We start from the raw sequence: 20380 nt of genomic DNA on the forward strand, positions 1-20380 counted from the left end.
CTTGGGGCCGCCGGCCGGCCCCTCCCCCCGGGGCGGGCCCGGGCACGGGCCGGGGAGCGGGGTCCGGGGGGTCCCCCCCGCCGGGCCGGGCTCCGGGGCGTCCGCGAGCGGGAATGACCCGGCGCCGGGCTGCGCTGGGCATGACGAGGCCCCGGCGCCCGGAGCGCCGGGTACAGCCCGAGAGCACCGGCACAGCGGGACACGAGGAGGCACGGCATGTACGGCGACCCGGAGACGGTCCGCAGGATCCTGACCGAGACGGGCGACACCTGGGCCGTCGTCGGCCTCTCGTCCAACCGGCGGCGCGCGGCCTACGGGGTGGCCGAGGTGCTCCAGCGCTTCGGCAAGCGGATCGTGCCCGTGCACCCGAAGGCGGAGACGGTGCACGGCGAGCAGGGGTACGCCTCCCTCGCGGAGATCCCCTTCGAGGTCGACGTGGTCGACGTGTTCGTCAACTCCGACCTCGCCGGGCCGGTCGTGGACGAGGCCGCGGCCATCGGCGCCAAGGCCGTCTGGTTCCAGCTCGGCGTGATCGACGAGGGCGCGTACGAGCGGGCGCGCGCTGGCGGGCTGGAGATGGTGATGGACAGGTGCCCCGCCATCGAGATCCCGAGGCTCGGCCCGGCCACCCCTTAGGCCCTGTCCGGCCCTGACCTTCCGGCCCTGACCTTCCGGCCCCGGTCGTCCGGCCCCTACCGGGCGGTCCCGGGCGGGACGTAGGTGGCCGCCCCGGCCGTCGCCAGCGGGTGGTCCGGCGGGAGCGCGGCGAGCCCGCCGAGCGCGACGAGGACGGCGGGGGAGTCCCCCGCGGAGGAGGACCGGGCCCGCGCCAGCACCTTCCGGCCGAGCTCGGTGGTGCGGCTCGGCCGGGGCCGCGGCCACAGGGCGACGGCGAGGGCCGCCGCGAGCACGACCCCGAAGCCCACCTGGACCAGTCGCACCGGACCCTCGTGCAGATCCGCCTGCCAGAGTGCGACCGCCCCTGCCAGCCCGACCAGGACCGGCGCGAAGGGCGCCGACTGGTAACCGGCCCGCGCCTTCGCGTACAGCCGCTGGTCCCGGAGCAGACCGGACGCCACCAGGCGGTCGTGGAGCTCCGCGGACGCCTCGGAGAGCTGCCACCCGGAGAGCCGCCGGTCGTCGAGCAGGTCGGCCAGGCCGCGGGTCCGGGTCGGGCCGACGGCGAGGACCACGGTGGCCTCGGCGGGCACCTCGATCTCGGCGGCGGTGGCCGGATCGGTGACGGTGACCGTGCCCGAGCGGGACGCCGTCAGCCGGCCCTCCTGGTGCATCACGGCGATCGCGGTCTCGGCCAGGTGTTCCGCCAGGTAGGCGAGTTCGTAGGGGCCCGTGGTGAAGCCCGAGCGCCTCGGGGTCCGTTCGGCCCGGCGGAGGGCCGCCACGGCCGTGGCGGCCCTGAACACGTTGTAGCCCACCACCACGACGGAGGCGATGAACAGGACGGTCACGGCTCCCACGGCACCCCCGCTCCGAGGCGGCCCGGCCGGCCACCGCCTCCACAGTGTGGGAGCGGTGACGGCCCGGCACAAGGCGGCCGACCTGGCGACGGTGGCCCGCTACGCGCGGGACCACCGGGGCATCGACTTCGCCTCGGTCCAGCCGGTCAACGAGCCAGGCCTGGACCGGGGGTACAAGCCGTTGATGAACACCATCCAGGAGGGGGCTGCCTCTACACGAACGCCGGGCACCCCGACGCGGTCGCCGCGTACGACGGCGTCAACCACAAGCTGGTCATCGTCGCCGCCAACTACCAGAACGCGCAGCGGCTCACCTTCGACCTGTCCCGGTTCAGCGGGCCCGGGGTGGAGGGCGCCCTCGTCAAGCGCTGGGTCACCGGCGTCGGTGACGGCGACGGCCAGCGCTACCGGTACTACGAGGACACCCTGATCCAGGGCGGCCGTTTCTGGTCGGGCTGTGGTGCGCTGAGCGTCCAGACGTTCGAGGTCTCGGACGTCTACCTGTAGCAGCAGCGGGTGCCCCGTCCGGATGCGGGCGGGCGCCGATCGGGCACTGACCGGGGCGGCCCACTGACCGGGGCGCCGTCCCGGTCGGGTCAGCTCGGGCGGCCGAGGGCCCGGTAGGTCCAGCCGGCGGCACGCCAGGCGTCGGCGTCGAGCACGTTGCGGCCGTCCAGGAGGCGGCGCTCGGCGACCACCGCGCCCAGTTCGGCGGGGTCGAGCTCGCGGAACTCCTGCCACTCGGTGAGGTGCAGGACGACGTGCGCGCCCTCGGCGGCCTCCAGCGGCGAGCCGGCGTACGTCAGGCCGGGGAACATCTTGCGGGCGTTGTCCATCGCCTTGGGGTCGTAGACGGTGACCTGTGCGCCCTGCAGCTGGATCTGGGCGGCGACGTTGAGCGCGGGGGAGTCCCGGATGTCGTCGGAGTTGGGCTTGAACGCGGCGCCGAGGACGGCGACCCGGCGGCCCAGGAAGCCACCGACGCACTGCTCGCGGGCCAGCTCGACCATCCGGGAGCGGCGGCGCATGTTGATCGAGTCGACCTCGCGGAGGAAGGTCAGCGCCTGATCGGCGCCCAGCTCGCCGGCCCGGGCCATGAACGCCCGGATGTCCTTCGGCAGGCAGCCGCCGCCGAAGCCGAGACCGGAGTTGAGGAACTTGCCGCCGATCCGCTCGTCCAGCGCGAGCGCCTTGCTCAGCTGGGTGACGTCGGCTCCGGCCGCCTCGCAGACCTCCGCCATCGCGTTGATGAAGGAGATCTTGGTGGCGAGGAAGGAGTTGGCGGCGGTCTTCACCAGCTCGGCGGTGGCGTAGTCGGTGACCAGGAACGGAACCCCGGCGGCGATCGGCTCCGCGTACACCTGGCGCAGCAGCTGCTCGGCGCGGCCGTCGCGGGTGCCGATCACGATCCGGTCCGGGCGCAGGGTGTCCTGGACGGCGAAGCCCTCACGGAGGAACTCCGGGTTCCAGGCCAGTTCGGCGGCCTCGCCGACCGGTGCCTGTGCGGCCAGCCGCTCGGCCAGCCGGCTCGCCGAACCGACCGGGACGGTGGACTTGCCGACCACCAGCACCGGGCGGGTCAGGTGCGGCGCGAGCGCGTCGACGGCCGCGTCGACGTACGACATGTCGGCGGCGAACTCGCCCTTGCGCTGCGGGGTGTTGACGCAGACGAAGTGCACGTCGCCGAACTCGGCAGCCTCCTTCGCGGAGGTGGTGAACCGCAGCCGGCCGGTCGAACCCTCGTGTCCCGCCACGTGCTTGAGCAGGAGCTCGGAGAGGCCCGGCTCGTACATCGGCACCTGGCCCGCGGTCAGGGTGGCGATCTTCTCCGGGTCGATGTCCAGGCCCAGCACCTCGAAGCCGAACTCCGCCATGGCGGCGGCGTGGGTGGCACCGAGATAGCCGGTGCCGATCACGGAGATGCGGAGGGTCACGGTTTCCCCTTCGGAACGAGCTGAGGGTGACGGTCCCGGTGGGGGCCGCGCCCACCGATGCTATCCGGCCGCACGAGCCGGGCCCATGCCGTCCCGTGTGACCTCCGGTTTCGGCCGCCGCAGCCTCACTTTCCGGGCAGGGGGCGCGCACGCGGGCGCGGGCTCGGCGGAAACCCCGCGCGGCGACTGTGACCGGCGGCACAATGCGCGCATGGTGGCGGATGGCGAACGGGTGGACGGCCGGACGGACGACGAAGTGACGGGCGGGGCGGGGGCGGAGCGTCCGGGGGAGGTGCGGGCCCCGTCCGGGCTGAGCCTGTTCGAGCCGCGCGCCGGGTCCACCGCCCCGCCGACCGGTCCCCCCGGTCCCGACGCCCGGGACCCGGATGCCCGGGAGACTGACGCGTCCGCCTCCGGCGCCTCCGGTCCCGAGAGCCCCGAGGGGCCCGAGACTGCCGAGAGCCCCGAGACTCCCGAGCCGCCGGCCCGGCGCCGCCGTACCCGGCGCGTCCTGCTCTGGACGCTCTCCATGCTGCTGGTCCTCGTCGTCGGCGGGTGCGGCGCCCTGTACTGGACCGCCGAGCACTACGCCTCCTCCGTCCATCGGATCCCGGACGCCTTCCCCACCGCGCCGGAGTCCGCCCAGCCCCGGCCGGTCCCGGCGAGCGGCCTCAACCTGCTCCTGGTGGGCCTGGACGCCCGCTCCGACGCCCCGACCACCGGCAGCGCCGCCAAGGGCCCGGCCTGGCAGGCGGGTGCGGCCCGCAGCGACACCATGATGCTGCTGCACCTCTCCGACGACCGCCGCTCCGCCACCCTGGTCTCGCTCCCCCGCGACACCTGGGTGCCGATCCCCGGCCACGGCGAAGCCAAGCTGAACGCCGCCTACTCCTGGGGCGGCCCGGCGCTGATGACCGAGACCGTGCAGAACCTCACCGGCATCCGTATCGACCACGTCGCCGTGATCGACTGGAACGGCTTCCGCGCGCTGACCGACGCCGTCGGCGGCGTGGACATCACCGTCCCGCGCACCATCGAGGGCGTCGGCGAGGCCCGGGCCTGGGAGGCCGGTACCCACCACATGGACGGCGCGCAGGCGCTGCTCTACGTCCGCGAGCGCTACGGCCTCCCCGGCGGCGACCTCGACCGCACCAAGCGCCAGCAGAACTTCCTGCGCGCGCTGATGCTGAAGGTCATGGACTCCGGCACGCTGACCAGCCCGTCCAGGCTCGGCGGCCTGCTGGGCACGGTCGGCGAGGTGGTCGGGGTCGACGACCGGCTCTCCAACACCGACCTGTACCAGCTCGCCTGGAGCCTGCGATCGTTGCGCGCCGACGACGTGCGGTTCATGAACGCGCCCTTCGGCGGCTTCGACACCCGGGACGGGCAGAGCGTCGTGCTGCTGGACGAAGGCCCGGCCGCCCAGCTCTGGGAGGCGGTGCGCAACGACCGGACGGCGCAGTACTTCCAGGAGCACCGGACCGGCGACCTCCTCGGGACGGACGTCGACTGACCTCCGCCGGCCGTGGGGGCATCCGTGCCGATGTGGAGGATTCTCACAAACTCCCACCGGTCGAATCGGTCGGCTTGCGCGCCTGAACACCCGTCACGACCGTGACAGTGTGGCTGAAGAGGCGAGAGCGACCCGTATCCATCGATGTGGCGGGTTGTGTCGACCTCACAACATTCACCACAACCACGGAGCGTCCTGGATGGGTACCGACAACCACCGCGACCACGCCGACCGCACTAGCCACGCCGACCGCGCCGACCGCACCGGCCGTGCCGCCGGCCTCGTCGCCGAGCCGGTGCTCGTCACCGGCCTCGGCGCCACGACCCCGCTCGGCGGCGACGTCGCCTCGACCTGGGCCGCGATGCTGGCCGGCGACTCGGGGATCCGCCCGATCGAGGCGGAGTGGGCGTCCGGTCTGCCCGTCCGGATCGCCGGGCAGCTCGCCGTCGAGCCGTCCGGGGTGCTGGACCGGGTGCAGGCCCGGCGGCTGGACCGCTGCCAGCAGGTCGCACTGATCGCCGCCCGTGAGGCGTGGGCCGACGCGGGGGCGCCCGAGGTGGACGGCGAGCGGCTGGCCGTGGTGATCGGCACCGGCACCGGCGGGGCCCTCACCATGCTCGGCCAGGACGACGTCCTGGAGGCCGCCGGGGTCCGGAAGGTCTCGCCGCACACCGTGCCGATGCTGATGGCCAACGGTCCGGCGGCCTGGGTGTCGATCGAACTGGGCGCGCGGGCCGGCGCGCACACCCCGGTGAGCGCCTGCGCGTCCGGTGCGGAGGCGATCGCGCTCGGTCTGGACCTGATCCGGCTCGGCCGGGCCGACGTGGTGGTGGCCGGCGGCGCCGAGGCGTGCATCTGTCCGCTGCCGCTGGCCGGGTTCGCCCAGGCCCGGGCCCACTCGACCCGCAACGACGAGCCCGGGCGGGCCTCCCGGCCGTTCGACGTCGGCCGCGACGGCTTCGTGATCGGCGAGGGCGCGGCGGTCGTCGTCCTGGAGCGGGCCGGCTTCGCCGCCGCCCGCAGGGCCCGCGCCCATGCCACCCTCGCCGGCGCGGCGGTCACCTCGGACGCCCACCACATCACCGGGGCCGCCGCCGAGGGGCAGGTCCGGGCGATGCGCCGGGCGGTGGCCGAGGCCGGGCTCTCGCCCCGGGACGTCGCCCACGTGCACGCCCACGCCACCTCCACCCCGCTGGGCGACCTGGTCGAGGCGGCGTCCGTCCTGGAGGCGATCGGGAGGCACCCGGTGGTGACCGCCACCAAGTCGATGACCGGTCACCTCTTCGGCGCGGCCGGGTCGGTGGGGGCGCTCGCCGCCGTACTGGCCCTGCGTGACGGGGTGGTGCCGGCCACCCGCAACCTGGAGGTGCCGGACCCGGCGGTCGAGCTGGACGTGGTCGCCGGCGCCCCGCGCCGGGGGCGGCTCACCGCCGCGCTCACCAACTCCTTCGGGTTCGGCGGGCACAACGCGTCGCTGGTGTTCACGCCGGCGCCGTGAAATCCGGGCGACGGCCCGGGGAGCCGCTCACTAGGGTGGCCGCCATGTCTACGTCATCACCGTCGCTACGCCTGGAACCGATCACCCCGCAGAACATCGACGCGGCACTGGAACTGAAGGTCCGCCCCGACCAGGAGCGCTTCGTCTCGCCGGTGGCCAAGTCGCTGGCCGAGGCCTACGCGCACGGGGAGATCGCCTGGCCCCGGCTGATCCTCGACGGCGACCGGCTGGTCGGGTTCGTGATGGCCTTCTTCGACGTCACCTTCCACCCGGACCGGCCCGGCGAGCTCCCGCGCTCCGGTCTGTGGCGGCTCAACATCGCCGCGGACACCCAGGGCCGGGGCTACGGCCGGTTCGCGGTCGCGCAGGTCGGCGAGGAGATCCGGCGGCGCGGCGGCAGCAGGGTCACCGTCACCTACGTGCCGGACGACGACGGGCCCGGCGGGTTCTACGCGAAGCTCGGCTTCCGGCCGACCGGCGAGTTCAGCGGGGACCAGGCCGTCGCGGAGCTGGACCTCGTCTGACGGCGGGCGGGCCCGACCGCCCCGGCCCCCCGGACCGGGTGCCGGCCCTCAGACCAGGTGGTCGAACTCGCCCGCCTTCACGCCCAGGATGAAGGCGCGCAGCTTCGCCTTGCTGGTGGTGACGACGAGCGCGGGGGCGTCCGACTCGCGGAGCCGGATCAGGTCCCCGTCGGCGGCGATCTCCAGGCAGGGCACGGGCGCGTCGGGGTCGAGTGTCCCCTTCTGCCAGTGCAGCGGCTCGGCGTCCGGCGTCGTGTCGTTCTCCATGGGGGCAGGCTACCGGGCGTCCGCCGGGCGGCCCGCCCCCACGGCCGTATTCAGCCGATCAGCAGGAACTTGGTGGACGGTACGCCCTGGATGTGGCTGCAGTCCCAGTTCTGGGTGGTGGCGCTGTAGGTGAAGCCGTTCGGGACCTGGCACGCCCAGAGGCCGTTGACCGGCTTGCGCAGCCGGAAGGTCGTGGCCTGGGTCCCCTGATTGAGGCTGCACCCGCTCGTGTAGGTGATCAGGTCGTAGGTGAAGGCGGGGGTGCCCATGCAGGCGGTGAGGCCGTCGTACGGCGTCCGCAGGCGGTACGCGTTGGAGGTCACGCCGGGCTGCTGGCTGCAGGCGCTGCCCCAGGTGATGGCGTCGTAGACGAAGCCGGGCGCGCTGGTACAGGCGGTCAGGCCGTCGACGGGGGTGCGCAGGTGGAACTGCGGCGCGTTCCAGCTGCCGGAGCTGCAGGTCCGGTTCATGGACACCTGGTCGTAGGTGTACCCGGACGGGACGGAGCAGGCCCAGGCGCCGTCCAGCCCGGTCGTGGTGGCCGAGGCGGTGGTCGCGGCGGCGGCGCCGGAGAGCAGCAGCGCCAGGGCGGCGAAGGCGGCGAGCAGCAGGCGCACGGGGGCGCGGCGGGGGGCGTGTGCGGTGAACATGGGTCTCCCTTGTTGGGTGGCCGGGGTTGCACGGAATCGCACGGGTGACGCAGGTGGCACGGGTGGCACGACGCGCCACGGACGGGCGCGGGGTTGCGCGGTGACGCGGTGGTGCCGGGGTGCGGTGCAGGGTGAGCGTTCACACCCGATGCCGGTTCTAGCACGCCCGCGCACACCGGTACCCGGACGTCCCGGTCCGGACGGTCACTCCCCGGTCCGCCGTCTACGCGCGACGCACGGTTCCTCCGGCCGGCCTCAGCCGATCAGCGCCGCGGCCTCCTGCCGCGCCTGGCGGAGCCACTGCGCGCGGACGTCGTCGGACGAGTCCGTCACGGTGCGGAACACCCGTCGGCGCACGTCGGTGACGCCCACGTACGGCAGGACGCAGGCCGCCCAGATCCGTTGCAGCGGATCCCCGAACTCCTCGCGTTCGCGGTCCTCCGGGGTGTCCGAGGTGTTCAGCACCAGTGCCCGTCCGGCCCGCAGCAGCCCGACCGGCTCGCCGTCCGCCGTGCCCAGCTTGTAGGCCACTCCCGGGACGAGCACCCGTTGCACCCAGCCGGTGAGCACGGCGGGCGGCATGCCCCACCAGTTCGGGTGGATCAGGACCAGCGCGTCCAGGGCGGCCACCTCGGCCCGGTGGAGGGCGAGTAGGGGATCACCGGCCCCCGGCCGCTGCGGCCCGTGCTCGGCCACGGTCTCCGTCTCCTCGGGGGTCAGCAGCGGGGAGAACCCCTCCGCGTACAGGTCGTGCGCGACGACCTCGCAGCCGCGCCGTTCCCGCAGCTCGTCGACGACGGCCCCGAACAGCGCGTGGTTGAAGCTGCCCGTCCGAGGGTGCGCCAGATAGACCCCGATCCGCATCATGTCCCTTTTCCCCTAGGCCGGTTGTTTCTGGCGGCGATGCTAGCCCCGATAGGGTCGGGGACCATGACCGAACCGGAGTTCCTGACCGCGGCCCGGGCGTTCTACGACGCGGTGGCCGTCGACTACGCCGACCGCTACCGCGACGAGCTGGCGGCCGAGCCGCTGGACCGGGCGATGCTGGCGGCCTTCGCCGAGCTGGTGGGCGACGGCCGGGCGGTCGAACTCGGCTGCGGACCGGGCCGGGTGACCGATCACCTGGCCCGGCTGGGCCTGGACGTCTCGGGCCTCGACCTCTCCCCGCGCATGGTCGAGGTGGCCCGGGCCACCTATCCCGGGCTCCGGTTCGAGGTCGGCTCGTTGCTGGAACTCCCCTACGCCGACGGCGAGCTGGCCGGAGCGGTGGCCTGGTACTCGATCATCCACACCCCGGAGGAGCACCTGCCCCGGGTCTTCGCCGAGTTCCACCGCGTCCTCGCGCCCGGCGGCCACCTCCTGCTGGCCTTCCAGGTCGGCGACCGGCCGCTCCGTGTCGACCGGCCGTTCGGCCACCCGGTGGTCCTGGACTTCCGCCGCCGGCAGCCCGACCACGTCACGGCACTGGCCGCCGGGGCGGGCCTGACGGTCACCACCCGCCTGGTTCGCGAGCCGGTGGGCGAGGACAAGACCCCGCAGGCGTTCCTGCTCGCGCACAGGCCGGGCTGAGGCACGGCCCGTGGACCGGCCCGGGGCGCGTCGCCCTCCCCGTCGCGGCGTGCCCGGGCTTCGGGGGGTGTCGCGCGCCCGGGCGCGCGACATGCCATGATCCCTGCATGGGTTCCAACGTTTACTTCGACATCACCATCGACGACAAGCCGGCCGGCCGCATCGTCTTCACGCTCTTCGACGACATCGTCCCGAAGACCGCCCAGAACTTCCGCGAGCTGGCCACCGGCCAGCACGGCTTCGGCTACGCGGGCTCGTCGTTCCACCGCGTCATCCCGGACTTCATGCTCCAGGGCGGCGACTTCACCCGTGGCGACGGCACCGGTGGCAAGAGCATCTACGGCGAGAAGTTCGCGGACGAGAACTTCCAGCTCAAGCACACCAAGCCGGGCCAGCTCTCGATGGCCAACGCGGGCAAGAACACCAACGGCTCGCAGTTCTTCATCACCACCATCGTGACCGACTGGCTGGACGGCAAGCACGTCGTCTTCGGCGAGGTCGTCGAGGGCCTGGACCTGGTGAAGAAGATCGAGGCGCTCGGTTCGCGCAGCGGCCGCCCGTCGGCCAAGGTCACCATCGCCGCTTCCGGCATCGTGGAGTAGGGGCCGGTCCCTTTCACCGCACTCGGACGCGGCCCGCACCATGCGGGCCGCGTCCGCGCTTTTTCCGGGCCGGCCGGGCCGTGCGGCCCCGGGGGCCCCGCCCGGCCCGTCAGACGGCTGCGGCGACGGCCGCGGCGACGAAGAGCACCTGGAGCGCGGTGCGGGCGGGCAGCGGGGTGACCGGCCTCCCCGCGAGGGTCAGGCGGTGGCGGGCCGCGTGGACGTTGGCCGGGAACATCGCGAGCATCAGCAGGGCGAGTCCGGCGGCGGCGAAGGGCGCGAGCGGGGGCACCAGGAGTCCGGCGGCGCCGGCCAGCTCCAGCGCGCCGGTGACGGTGACGAGCAGCGCGGGGGCGGGGAGCGCCGGCGGGACCATCGCGACGAACTGGCGGCGCCAGGACGGGACGAAGTGCGGCACGCCGGTGGTGACGAACATCAGCGCCAGGGCGCCGCGGACGGCGGGCTGCCAGGCGTCGAGGCCGTCGACGGCGATCAGGCCGAGCAGGCGGAGGACGGCGAAGCCGCCGACGAGCGCGATCAGGGGGGCCATGGTCGGACTCCAATCTTGTCACTGGAAAGATTGCCCCCCGGAGGTAATCTTGTCAATGACTAGATAAGGTGGGGGGATCACCCAGGAGAGGAACGGACATGGCGACGACCGACCAGGAACGACCGGGCTACCACCACGGGAACCTGCGGCGGGCGGTACTGGACGCCGCGCTGGCCGCCGTCGCCGAGTCCGGGCCGTCGGGGTGGAGCCTGCGCGAGCTGGCACGGCGGGCGGGGGTGTCGCACGCCGCGCCGGCGCACCACTTCGGCGACAAGGCGGGCGTGCTGACCGCGGTGGCGGCGGAGGGGTTCGAGCTGTTCGCGGACAGCCTGGAGCGCGCGGCGGGGGACCCGTTCGGGGCGGGGGTGGCGTACGTGCGGTTCGCGGTCGACCACCGGGCGTACTTCGAGGTGATGTTCCGGCCGGAGCTGTACCGGGCGGACGACCCGGAGATGGCCGCGGCGAGGGAGCGGGCGGGCGCGGTGCTGGCGGCGAGTGGCCGGAAGCTGTCGCCGTCGGGGGGCGCGGACCGGCTGTCGACGATCGCGGCCTGGTCGCTGGCGCACGGCTTCGCCGCCCTCTGGCTGAACGGCGCCCTGCCGGAGAGCCGGGGCGAGGCGGACGTCGAGGAGTTGGCGCGGGCGGTGCTGGAGCTGGTGTTCGCCCGCCCGGCGTAGGGGGCGGGAAGCGGGAGGCCGGACGGGTCGGCCCCCCGCTCCGGAGCCTTCGGCGGGCCGCCCGCGCGCCGTCGAGCGCGAAGTCGAGTGCGTCGTCGGAGCGTCGTCGCGCGGCGACGGTGCGACGTCAGCGGCGCTCGATCACGACCGACTCGACGACCACGGCGTCGAGCGGGAGGTCGCCCGGGCCGGTGGGGGTGGCGGCGACGGAGTCGACGACCTTCCGGCCGGCCTCGTCGGCGACCTCGCCGAAGATGGTGTGCTTGCGGTTCAGGTGCGGGGTCGCGCGGACGGTGATGAAGAACTGCGAGCCGTTGGAGTTGGGGCCCGAGTTGGCCATCGCCAGCAGGTAGGGCTTGGTGAAGAAGAGCTCGGGGTGGAACTCGTCCGGGAACGAGTAGCCGGGACCGCCGGTGCCGGTGCCGAGCGGATCGCCGCCCTGGATCATGAAGCCGGGGATGACCCGGTGGAACGTGGTGCCGTCGTAGAGCCGGGCGGTGCTCGGCTCCCCGGTCGCCGGATCGGTCCACTCCCGGGCGCCCTCGGCGAGTTCGACGAAGTTGCGCACGGTCTTCGGGGTGTGGAACTGGAAGAGCTTGACGGTGATGTCACCGTGGTTGGTCTTGAGGACGGCGTACAGCTGCTCGGCCACGGGATGCCTCCGGGAGTGGTGGGGAAACGTCCGCCCGATCCTGCCACGGCCCGGTGGCCCTCCGGCGAGCTCCGCGGGATCGGCCTACAGCAACCCGAGGTGGTCCAGGCCCAGGTAGGCCGGCCCGACGTCGGTGAGCAGCCCGCGCCGCAGCACGGTGGCCCTGAACTCCTCCAGCGGCATCGTTACGACCTCGATGAACTCGTCCCGGTCGGGCGCCGGTCGGGACGCGGGGGTGCAGTCGGTGGCGACGAAGGCGTAGCGGCGGGCGTTGGAGTAGGCGTCGTGCCAGGCGGCGGCCGCGAGTTCGACGGTGCCCCGGTAGCCGGTCTCCTCGGCGAGTTCGCGGGACGCGGCGTGCTCCGGCGCCTCGCCGGGTTCCACCACGCCGCCCGGCAGCTCGTACAGCAGGGCCTGCGGGCCGGGCCTGAACTGCCTGGTCAGGAGGATCCGCCGGTCCGGGGTCAGGGCGACGACGGTGGCGGCCGAGTACTCGTTCGCGAGGTGGTAGACGCCCTCGCGGCCGTCCGGGAGGGCGAAGGTCACCCGGTCCGTGCCGCGTCCGTACGCGCTGTGGATCGGCTCCCGGTGGAGCTCCCGCCAGTGTGCGTCGCCCATTCGGGACCGACCTCCTCCACGTGGTGTGCACGCGCAGAATAGCCGCGCACCGACCGGTTCGGGCGGGTTCGTCGGAATCACGGATCGCGACCGTCCGTGCACCGTAGGCTGCCCTGGCGCGGGTGGATCACCGGTTCCGGGGTGCCCGCTGCCGACCAACTCAGCTCTCCGGCAAGGTGGTTCCACCCATGAGTCAGTCGAGTCGACGCAGGGACGACGCCGAGGTGACGTTCGAGCAGGTGACCGTCCTGTCCTTCGAGGCGCACAGTGGCACCCGTGTCGACCGCCAGGGCCGCGTGCTGCTCGTCGACGAGCCGGCGAACCTGACCCGCATCCCGGTGCGGATCGTGCGCGAGGGCATGACGCTCAAACGGGTCGCCGGCTACTGGGTCACCTGGGCGGAGTGGTTCGGGCCGGACGACATCCGCAACCACGCCCGCTGGGTGCCCGAGGAGGAGTACGTCCGCCCGGGCGAGGGCAGCGTCGAGGGCCGGTTGGACGTCAAGGTGGCCGCCTACTGGGCCTGTGACCGGGGGGACGGCCGGGCGCGGATCCGGACCAGCGAGACGGTGATCGCCTTCCGGCCCGGCGAGACCCTCCGCGAGCTCGTCCTGGAGCGCCCCGAGCCGCACCACCCGGCCACCCTCGTGGTGCACCTGGCGGATGCCTGGTGGACCGGCGGCGCCGGTGGGCCGGAGATCCACTACGGGTTCGCCGGCGAGACGGAGGGGTGCGACGGGGAGGGCGAGCCGGTCCAGCGGTACGCGGAGTGCGCCACGGGCCACCTCCGGCAGATCGTCGTCCCCTGATCGGTCCGGTCCGGTCCGGTCCGCGCCGCCGGGTCACCGGGCGCCGGCGCCTAGGGTCCCGTCACCGCCGCCACCGCCTGCGGCGCCACGCGCGGTCGCTCACCGTCCCATCCCGCCCGCGTCCCCACCTTGTGGGCGGGGGCGCCGGCCCAGACCTCGCCCGGGCCGGTGGAGCGGGTGAGCACCGCGTTGGCGCCGACGACGGTGCCCGCCCCCACGGTCAGCACGCCCTCCTTGCAGACCACCTTGGCGCCCGCGCAGAGCACCGCGCCGTCCTCGACCACCACGCGGCGCATCGGGCTCAGCTCCTGCGGCACCCACGGGTCGGCCCGGCCGACGGTCACGCCGTTGTACAGCGTCACGCCCGAGCCGAGCGTGGTGTACGGGTGCAGGACGGTGCCGAAGCCGCGGTGGAAGACGACCAGGCCGGGCCCGATCTCGGCGGCGGCCGGCACCTCCATCCCGTAGACGGCGAGCGCCTCCTGGACCAGGCGGCCCAGGAGGCGGTGACGGCGGCGGTAGATCAGCGCGGTGACGAGAGACATCCACCCATTGTGTCGGGAGCGTTACACGGCGTCACGCAGGACCCGCGGTCACTTGACCTCGGGCACGGCCGTGTCGTTCTTGAAGGCCTCGAAGACCTGCTTCGCCTTGGCGGTGTCCCACTTGACCGCCGACTCCCCGGTGCTGGTCCTGAAGTCCGGGTTGGCGATCGGCACGGTGATGCTCTTGCCGCTGCCGCCGTTGACGTCCTTCATGGCGAGGAACAGCGAGCCGAGGTCGGTCAGTCCGGCGTCCTCGTCGACGATCAGGGTGCCGAGGCCGGAGGAGACCAGCGGGTAGAAGGTGAACGGGTTGAGCACCGTGGCGGGGGAGGCCGCCTGCTTGGCCAGGGCGCCGAGGAACTGCTGCTGGTTGCGCATCCGGCCGAGGTCCTGGTCGGCCATCTGGTGGCGCTGGCGGACGAAGGCCAGCGACTGGGTGCCGCTGAGGGTCTGGCAGCCGGCCTTGAGGTCGAGGCCGGAGTCCTTGTCCTTGACGTCCTGCTCGATGCACATGTCCACGCCGCCGACCGAGTCGACGATGCCCACGAAGCCGGCGAAGCCGATCTCGGCGTAGTGGTCGATGCGGATGCCGGTGTTCATCTCGACGGTCTGCGCCAGCAGCTTCCCGCCGCCCAGCGCGAAGGCCGAATTGATCTTCGCGGGAGCGGACTTGACGGTCTTGCCGTTGTCGCCCGGGTGGTCCGGGATCGGCACCCACGAGTCGCGCGGGATGCTCATCAGGGTGTTCCCGTTCTCCCCGACGTGCAGGACCATCATCGAGTCACTGCGCTTGCCGCCCGCGTGACCGGTGTGAAGGTCCTCCTCCTGGGAGTCGGAGAGGCCGTTGCGGCTGTCGGAACCGACGATCAGCCAGTTGGTGCCCTTGCCCGCGGCGGGGCGGCCGGGGTAGTCGGCGAGCACGTTCTCGTGGTTGAGCTTGGAGTCCGCCCAGAACCAGGTGGAGACGGTCGTGACCATCAGCGCGATCAGGACGCCGAAGACCGACCACTTGACGATCCGGCGCCGCGGCCAACGCGACGGACGGGCGGCCGAGGGCGGCTGGGAGCCGCCGGGGGTTATCGGCCCCCCGGGTGCGCCGGGGCCGCCGGGCGTCCCCTGCGGGGGTACCCCCGGTCGCCCGTCGGGCTGCCCGTACTGCTGCGGCCGGCCGTAGCCCTGGGCCGGCCCGTACCCGGGCGGCTGCGGCTGACCGCCGCCCGGCCGCCCGCCGCCCGCCGGCTGCCCGTACTGCTGGGGCGGGGACTGCGGCTGCCGGGGCGCCGGGGCGCCCGGGCCGCGCGGGTTCATCGAGGAGGGCAGCGGCGGCTCGGCCTGGGCGCCGCCACCGCTCTGCCCGTACGCGCCGCCACCGCCACCGTTGCCGCTGCCGTACGAGTTCCCGCCGCCACCGGGGCGGCCCTCCTGCCACGTGTTCATGTGGGAGAGGATGCCCGACGCCGGGTGCGGTGACTCCCCCCGGGGCCCTCACCAGGACCCTTGTAGCAGTTTTGATGCACGCGCCGGATCGTTCCGCGGCAAGGTCCCGGACGGGCGTACGCGGGGTGCCCGGCCCGCCACCGCACGCCACCGCCGCGCCGCGCACCGGTCGTTCGTCCGCCATGCACCGTCCGGCCCCGCCGCGCCGTCCTCCGCGGGGCCCGCCGAGCCGCTCGCGGGGCGTCCGCCGCACAGCCCGCGGGGCCTCCGGGCCGCCACCCGCCGCACCTGCCGTCTCACCATCCGTCTCACCTGGTGTTCGGCTGCCGGGACGATCCTTGACCGTCCGGAACGCTGCGTGTTTGCATGAATGCCATGGATCAGCGATGGACCCTCACGCGTCGGCGTCACGTCGACCTTCTGCGTGTGTCCTGTTCGCTCTGTTGTGGCTGACGCTCGACCGTCGAACCTGCCACTCCCTCCTCTTCTCCCCCTTCTCGACGCTGCCCGCGCAGCGCGCTGACCGCTGCCCCGCCCGGCCCGCCGTCCGTCCGGCCCGCCGCCGGGCCGGTGGGTCCGACGCCGCCGAGGTGCCGTGCCGCCCGCAGTTCCGCCCGCTTCCTCCCCGAGGTGAACCCATGGCCACCGTCCTGTCCGTCTCCGGCTCCCCGTCCGCCACCTCCCGCACCACCCGCCTGCTGCGCCACGTGGACGCACAGCTGGAGTCGCGCGGCCACCGCGTCGTCCCCTTCGAGGTGCGCAGCCTCCCGGCGCACGCCCTGCTCACCGCCGACTTCTCGCATCCGGAGATAGTGGCCGCCCTGGAGCTGTTCGCCGAGGCCGACGGCGTGGTGATCGGCACCCCGGTCTACAAGGCCGCCTACTCGGGCCTGCTCAAGACGCTGCTCGACGTGCTGCCGCAGTTCGCGCTCCGGGACAAGGCCGTCCTGCCGCTCGCCACCGGCGGCTCCACCGCGCACGTGCTGGCGGTGGACTACGCGCTGCGTCCGGTGCTCAGCTCGATGGGGGCGGGTCACATCACCCAGGGCTGGTTCGTGCTCGACCGCCACATCACCGTCCGGGAGGACGGCGCCACCGTGATCGAGCGTGAGACGGACGTGCTGCTCCGCCCGGTGGTGGACGGGTTCGCCACCGCGCTGGAGCGGCTCGCCACGCCGGTCCTGGCCTCCTGACCGGGCGTCCCGGGCCGCCCCCCGCGGCCGGTGCGGATGCGAACCGAAACGGGATGACCGAGCGTCAGAAGCGTTCCCGTACGGGCCCACCCTGAGGTGGGGCGCGGCTACCCCTAGGGGGAGGGGTGCCGCGCCCCGTACAACTACGGTTGGGCCTCTTCCTCCCGTCGGATGACGAGGACGGTGGGCCCCGACTCCTAACGTGGTTCCTGTCCCCACCCGTCCGAAACGGGCCCGCCTCTGTCGGGTCCGGGCTTCCGGTACACCGGGAGGGTGGGGCTAACTCCCGGTCAAGAACTATCCCCTGCGCGATGTCGCAGGGCAGGTGGTGAGGACGAGGCTGGGGGCAACGGGTGGGCCCACTTCTTAGGAGACGCACGTGACGACGGCAGCAGCAGCCGTGTACGACCCCCAGCTTCCCGGCGGTGCCCCTGCCGCCGCCGCCTCGGCGCGTCAGGTGACCAAGGCCTACGGTTCGGGCGAGACCAGGGTCACCGCGCTGGACGCGGTCGACGTCGACATCCAGCGCGGCCGGTTCACCGCGATCATGGGGCCCTCGGGCTCCGGCAAGTCGACCCTGATGCACTGCCTGGCCGGGCTGGACACGGTCACCGAGGGACGCATCTGGATCGGTGACACCGAGATCACCGGCCTGAAGGACAAGCAGCTCACCAAGCTGCGCCGGGACAAGATCGGCTTCATCTTCCAGGCGTTCAACCTGCTCCCGACACTGAACGCGCTGGAGAACATCACGCTCCCGATGGACATCGCCGGGCGCAAGCCGGACGCCGCCTGGCTCGACCGGGTGGTGGAGACCGTCGGCCTGGCGGACCGCCTCAAGCACCGCCCGACCCAGCTCTCCGGCGGCCAGCAGCAGCGCGTCGCGGTGGCCCGGGCGCTGGCCGCCCGCCCGGAGATCATCTTCGGGGACGAGCCCACCGGAAACCTCGACTCCCGTTCCGGCGCCGAGGTGCTCTCCTTCCTGCGCCGCTCGGTCGACGAGCTGGGCCAGACCATCGTCATGGTCACCCACGACCCGGTCGCCGCCGGCTACGCGGACCGCGTGCTCTTCCTCGCCGACGGCGTGATCGTCGACGAGATGTACGCCCCGACCGCTGATTCCGTCCTGGAGCGCATGCGCCGCTTCGACGGCAAGCGCACCAGCTGAGCGCGGGGGACACCGGACCATGCTGCTCAAGACGTCACTCAGAAGCTTCTTCGCCCACAAGGGCCGGATGCTGCTCTCCCTGGTCGCGGTCGTGCTGTCGGTCGCGTTCGTCTCCGGGACGCTGGTGTTCTCCAACACCGCGACCAGCACCTTCGACAAGCTCTTCGCCTCGACCGCCTCCGACCTCTCCGTCCAGCCGGCCAAGGCCGAGTTCGGCGAGGAGGACGACGACGCCCGGGGCAAGGCGCGGACGATACCCGTCGACACCCTCCAGAAGGTCTCCGTCGTTCCCGGCGTGAAGTCCGCGATCGGTCAGATCTTCGTCACCAACGCCGTCCTGGTCGACCCGGCCACCAACAAGAAGGTCGGCCCGACCAACGGCGCCCCGACGATGACCGGCAACTGGGCGGACACCCCGCGCAACCCGGTCGAGATCACCTCCGGTCACGCGCCGCAGGGCGCCGACCAGGTCGTGCTCGACGCCGACACGGCGAAGAAGGCCGGTCTCGCCCTCGGCGGGAAGCTGCGCGTGCTCACCGCGGACGGCAAGCACGACCTCACCATCGCCGGTATCGCCACCTTCAGGACCACCAACCCGGGCGCGGCACTGGCCTTCCTCGACACCCCGACGGCGCAGGGCCTCCTGCTGGGGCAGGCCGCCTACACCTCCGTCGAGCTGTTCGGCGACGGCAGCCGCTCCGACGACCAGCTCAAGGCCGACGCCCTCGCCAAGCTCGGCGGCGGCTACCAGGCGAAGACGGCCGCCGAGCAGAAGGAGGAGGGGGCCAAGGACGTCGGGTCCTTCCTGGACTTCATGAAGTACGCCATGCTCGGGTTCGCCGGTGTCTCGCTGCTGGTCGGCGGCTTCCTGATCATCAACACCTTCTCGATGCTGGTCGCCCAGCGCACCCGGGAGATCGGCCTGCTCCGTGCCGTCGGCGGCAGCCGCCGCCAGGTCAACCGCTCGGTGCTGGTGGAGGCACTGCTCCTCGGCGCGGTGGGTTCGACGCTCGGCATCGGTGCCGGGCTCGGCCTCGCGGTCGGCCTGATCCAGCTGATGAACGCCGCCGGCATGCACCTCAGCGCCTCGGACCTGAAGATCGGGCTGAACGTCCCGCTCGCCGGGTACGCGGTGGGCATCGTGATCACCGTGCTCGCGGCCTGGATCCCGGCCCGCCGGGCCAGCCGGATCGCGCCGATCGCCGCCCTGCGCGACCACGGGACCCCGGCCGAGGCCCGGTCCAACACCGTCCGGGCGGTCCTCGGCCTGGTGCTGACGGCGGGCGGCGGGGGCCTGCTGGTCCTGGCCGCGAAGGCGGAGAAGGCCGCCACCGGCGGCCAGTACCTGGGCCTGGGAGTGTTCCTCACCCTGGTCGGCTTCGTGGTCCTCGGCCCGCTGCTGGCCACCACCGTGGTCCGGGTGCTGGGGGCGTTCCTGCCCTCGCTGTTCGGCCCGTCCGGCAGGCTCGCCCAGCGCAACGCGATGCGCAACCCGCGGCGGACCGGCGCCACGGCCGCCGCGCTGATGATCGGACTGGCGCTGGTGATCGGTGCCTCGGTCTTCACCTCGTCGGTGATCGAGTCCACCAACCAGCAGATCGACCGCTCGGTGGGCGCCGACTACATCATCTCGGCGGGGCAGACCGGCATCACCCCGGGCATGGTCGACGCGGTGCGGAAGACCTCGGGCGTGGACCACGTCACCGAGCAGAAGTTCCTCCCGGCGGTCTTCACCACGCCGGACGGCAGGACCACGGAGGATGGCATCTCCGCCGTCTCCGCCACCTTCGCCGACGACTTCCGCCTGCCGGTCAAGGCGGGCACCGCCGAGTCGCTCAAGCAGGGCTCGCTGGCCGTCGGCGAGGACTACGCCAAGGAGCACGGCCTCAAGGTCGGCGACACCGTCAGGATCGACTACGGCAAGGGGCGCACCCAGTCGCTGCCGGTCGGGGTCGTCATGACCAAGGGCAACTCGCTCTTCGACGGCTCCACCTTCGCCGACCTCGCCGCCGTGACGAAGGCGGTCCCGGCCGCCGACCTGCCGGTCGACGCGGTGCTCTTCGGCAAGGCCGTCTCCGGGGCGGACGTCACCAAGACGCTCGCCGCACTGGAGGAGTCACTCAAGGAGTACCCGCAGGCCTCCGTCCGCGACCAGGCCGGCTACAAGGAGCTCGTCCAGGAGCAGGTCAACACCCTGCTCTACATGATCTACGGCCTGCTCGGCCTGGCGATCGTGGTCGCGGTGCTCGGCGTCGTCAACACCCTGGCGCTCTCGGTGGTCGAGCGGACCCGCGAGATCGGCCTGCTCCGGGCGATCGGGCTCTCCCGCCGCCAGCTCCGCCGGATGATCCGCCTCGAATCCGTGGTGATCGCGCTGTTCGGCGCGGTGCTCGGCACCGGCCTCGGCCTGGCCTGGGGGATCACCGGCCAACAGGTGCTCAAGTCGCAGGGGCTGGAGGCGCTCGCCGTCCCGGTCGGGACGATCGTCGCCACGCTGGCCGCCTCGGTGGTCATCGGCCTGCTGGCCGCCCTCGTCCCGGCCTTCCGGGCCGGTCGGATGAACGTCCTCTCGGCCATCGCGACGGACTGACCCGGTCCGTCCGGGGTCGGACCGGTCCGACCCCGGACGGACTCCCGAGGGCGTGCCCCCGGTCGGGGGGCCGGGGGGACGCCCGGCAGGAAGGGGCAGGGTGGCG

23 protein-coding genes are annotated in these 20380 nt (G+C 73.2%); 13 read left to right on the plus strand and 10 right to left on the minus strand.

Features of this window, described 5'->3' with window-relative positions:
• Positions 1 to 216 precede the first annotated feature (216 nt).
• Complete coding sequence (locus tag ACFWOG_RS28980) at positions 217 to 636, plus strand: CoA-binding protein (RefSeq protein WP_380361737.1); 420 nt, start codon at positions 217 to 219, stop codon at positions 634 to 636.
• Positions 637 to 692: 56 nt separating this feature from the next.
• Here ACFWOG_RS28980 and ACFWOG_RS28985 read toward each other — a convergent pair whose 3' ends face one another.
• Positions 693 to 1469 carry a TIGR04222 domain-containing membrane protein gene (locus ACFWOG_RS28985; protein WP_329882740.1) on the minus strand — a complete coding sequence of 259 codons (777 nt, stop codon included), beginning with the start codon at positions 1467 to 1469 and terminating at the stop codon, positions 693 to 695.
• Between the two features lie 354 nt (positions 1470 to 1823).
• Here ACFWOG_RS28985 and ACFWOG_RS28990 point away from each other — a divergent pair, with 354 nt between their 5' ends.
• Positions 1824 to 1985 (plus strand): hypothetical protein, encoded by a 162-nt coding sequence (locus tag ACFWOG_RS28990; RefSeq protein WP_380361740.1) that lies wholly within the window; start codon positions 1824 to 1826, stop codon positions 1983 to 1985.
• Between the two features lie 89 nt (positions 1986 to 2074).
• Here ACFWOG_RS28990 and ACFWOG_RS28995 read toward each other — a convergent pair whose 3' ends face one another.
• A complete protein-coding gene (locus ACFWOG_RS28995; protein ID WP_329882742.1) occupies positions 2075 to 3412 on the minus strand; it encodes a UDP-glucose/GDP-mannose dehydrogenase family protein in 1338 nt (445 codons plus the stop codon).
• Positions 3413 to 3623: 211 nt separating this feature from the next.
• On the opposite strand from ACFWOG_RS28995, the gene ACFWOG_RS29000 reads away from it, so the two are divergent.
• The 3 genes from ACFWOG_RS29000 (at position 3624) to ACFWOG_RS29010 (ending at position 6947) form a co-directional block, all read left to right on the plus strand.
• On the plus strand, positions 3624 to 4925 hold the full coding sequence (locus ACFWOG_RS29000; protein WP_380361742.1) for an LCP family protein: 1302 nt from the start codon (positions 3624 to 3626) through the stop codon (positions 4923 to 4925).
• Between the two features lie 199 nt (positions 4926 to 5124).
• Positions 5125 to 6423, plus strand: coding sequence for a beta-ketoacyl-[acyl-carrier-protein] synthase family protein (locus ACFWOG_RS29005; protein WP_380361744.1), 1299 nt, complete (start codon positions 5125 to 5127; stop codon positions 6421 to 6423).
• 44 nt (positions 6424 to 6467) lie between these two features.
• Entirely contained in the window at positions 6468 to 6947 is a 480-nt protein-coding gene (locus ACFWOG_RS29010) for a GNAT family N-acetyltransferase (RefSeq protein WP_355403860.1), read from the plus strand.
• Positions 6948 to 6995: 48 nt separating this feature from the next.
• Here ACFWOG_RS29010 and ACFWOG_RS29015 read toward each other — a convergent pair whose 3' ends face one another.
• From ACFWOG_RS29015 to ACFWOG_RS29025, 3 genes are all read right to left on the minus strand, one after another.
• Positions 6996 to 7214: a DUF397 domain-containing protein gene (locus ACFWOG_RS29015; RefSeq protein WP_329882746.1), complete on the minus strand. Its 219-nt coding sequence runs from the start codon at positions 7212 to 7214 to the stop codon at positions 6996 to 6998.
• A 50-nt stretch (positions 7215 to 7264) separates the two neighbouring features.
• Positions 7265 to 7864 carry a hypothetical protein gene (locus tag ACFWOG_RS29020; RefSeq protein WP_329882747.1) on the minus strand — a complete coding sequence of 200 codons (600 nt, stop codon included), beginning with the start codon at positions 7862 to 7864 and terminating at the stop codon, positions 7265 to 7267.
• A 255-nt stretch (positions 7865 to 8119) separates the two neighbouring features.
• On the minus strand, positions 8120 to 8731 hold the full coding sequence (locus ACFWOG_RS29025; RefSeq protein ID WP_329882748.1) for an NAD(P)H-dependent oxidoreductase: 612 nt from the start codon (positions 8729 to 8731) through the stop codon (positions 8120 to 8122).
• A gap of 63 nt (positions 8732 to 8794) precedes the next feature.
• Here ACFWOG_RS29025 and ACFWOG_RS29030 point away from each other — a divergent pair, with 63 nt between their 5' ends.
• A complete protein-coding gene (locus tag ACFWOG_RS29030) occupies positions 8795 to 9433 on the plus strand; it encodes a class I SAM-dependent DNA methyltransferase (RefSeq protein ID WP_380361748.1) in 639 nt (212 codons plus the stop codon).
• 107 nt (positions 9434 to 9540) lie between these two features.
• Positions 9541 to 10035, plus strand: a complete 495-nt coding sequence (locus ACFWOG_RS29035) for a peptidylprolyl isomerase (protein WP_380361750.1) — start codon at positions 9541 to 9543, stop codon at positions 10033 to 10035.
• Positions 10036 to 10144: 109 nt separating this feature from the next.
• Here ACFWOG_RS29035 and ACFWOG_RS29040 read toward each other — a convergent pair whose 3' ends face one another.
• Positions 10145 to 10585 (minus strand): DoxX family protein, encoded by a 441-nt coding sequence (locus ACFWOG_RS29040; protein WP_380361752.1) that lies wholly within the window; start codon positions 10583 to 10585, stop codon positions 10145 to 10147.
• 98 nt (positions 10586 to 10683) lie between these two features.
• Between ACFWOG_RS29040 and ACFWOG_RS29045 the strand changes: the two genes are divergently transcribed.
• Positions 10684 to 11262, plus strand: coding sequence for a TetR-like C-terminal domain-containing protein (locus ACFWOG_RS29045; protein ID WP_329950801.1), 579 nt, complete (start codon positions 10684 to 10686; stop codon positions 11260 to 11262).
• Positions 11263 to 11389: 127 nt separating this feature from the next.
• On the opposite strand, the gene ACFWOG_RS29050 is transcribed toward ACFWOG_RS29045, so the two are convergent.
• A complete protein-coding gene (locus ACFWOG_RS29050; protein WP_329950802.1) occupies positions 11390 to 11914 on the minus strand; it encodes a peptidylprolyl isomerase in 525 nt (174 codons plus the stop codon).
• Between the two features lie 84 nt (positions 11915 to 11998).
• Positions 11999 to 12532 carry an NUDIX hydrolase gene (locus ACFWOG_RS29055; RefSeq protein ID WP_380361754.1) on the minus strand — a complete coding sequence of 178 codons (534 nt, stop codon included), beginning with the start codon at positions 12530 to 12532 and terminating at the stop codon, positions 11999 to 12001.
• Between the two features lie 188 nt (positions 12533 to 12720).
• On the opposite strand from ACFWOG_RS29055, the gene ACFWOG_RS29060 reads away from it, so the two are divergent.
• A complete protein-coding gene (locus tag ACFWOG_RS29060) occupies positions 12721 to 13341 on the plus strand; it encodes a hypothetical protein (RefSeq protein WP_380361756.1) in 621 nt (206 codons plus the stop codon).
• A 50-nt stretch (positions 13342 to 13391) separates the two neighbouring features.
• On the opposite strand, the gene ACFWOG_RS29065 is transcribed toward ACFWOG_RS29060, so the two are convergent.
• Together ACFWOG_RS29065 and ACFWOG_RS29070 are read right to left on the minus strand one after the other, a co-directional pair.
• Complete coding sequence (locus ACFWOG_RS29065) at positions 13392 to 13886, minus strand: hypothetical protein (protein ID WP_380361758.1); 495 nt, start codon at positions 13884 to 13886, stop codon at positions 13392 to 13394.
• Positions 13887 to 13934: 48 nt separating this feature from the next.
• Entirely contained in the window at positions 13935 to 15323 is a 1389-nt protein-coding gene (locus ACFWOG_RS29070; RefSeq protein WP_380361760.1) for an LCP family protein, read from the minus strand.
• Positions 15324 to 15698: 375 nt separating this feature from the next.
• On the opposite strand from ACFWOG_RS29070, the gene ACFWOG_RS29075 reads away from it, so the two are divergent.
• The 4 genes from ACFWOG_RS29075 (at position 15699) to ACFWOG_RS29090 (ending at position 20274) form a co-directional block, all read left to right on the plus strand.
• The gene (locus tag ACFWOG_RS29075; protein ID WP_376098469.1) at positions 15699 to 15776 is read left to right on the plus strand and encodes a putative leader peptide; all 78 of its coding nucleotides are present in this window, start codon (positions 15699 to 15701) and stop codon (positions 15774 to 15776) included.
• A gap of 185 nt (positions 15777 to 15961) precedes the next feature.
• The gene (gene ssuE, locus ACFWOG_RS29080) at positions 15962 to 16516 is read left to right on the plus strand and encodes an NADPH-dependent FMN reductase (protein WP_329882758.1); all 555 of its coding nucleotides are present in this window, start codon (positions 15962 to 15964) and stop codon (positions 16514 to 16516) included.
• Between the two features lie 379 nt (positions 16517 to 16895).
• Positions 16896 to 17684 (plus strand): ABC transporter ATP-binding protein, encoded by a 789-nt coding sequence (locus tag ACFWOG_RS29085; protein ID WP_380361762.1) that lies wholly within the window; start codon positions 16896 to 16898, stop codon positions 17682 to 17684.
• Positions 17685 to 17703: 19 nt separating this feature from the next.
• Positions 17704 to 20274: an FtsX-like permease family protein gene (locus tag ACFWOG_RS29090; protein ID WP_329950806.1), complete on the plus strand. Its 2571-nt coding sequence runs from the start codon at positions 17704 to 17706 to the stop codon at positions 20272 to 20274.
• The last annotated feature ends 106 nt before the right edge of the window (positions 20275 to 20380 follow it).

Origin of the sequence: Kitasatospora sp. NPDC058406 (assembly GCF_042722765.1) — a bacterium.
Lineage (GTDB): Bacteria > Actinomycetota > Actinomycetes > Streptomycetales > Streptomycetaceae > Kitasatospora.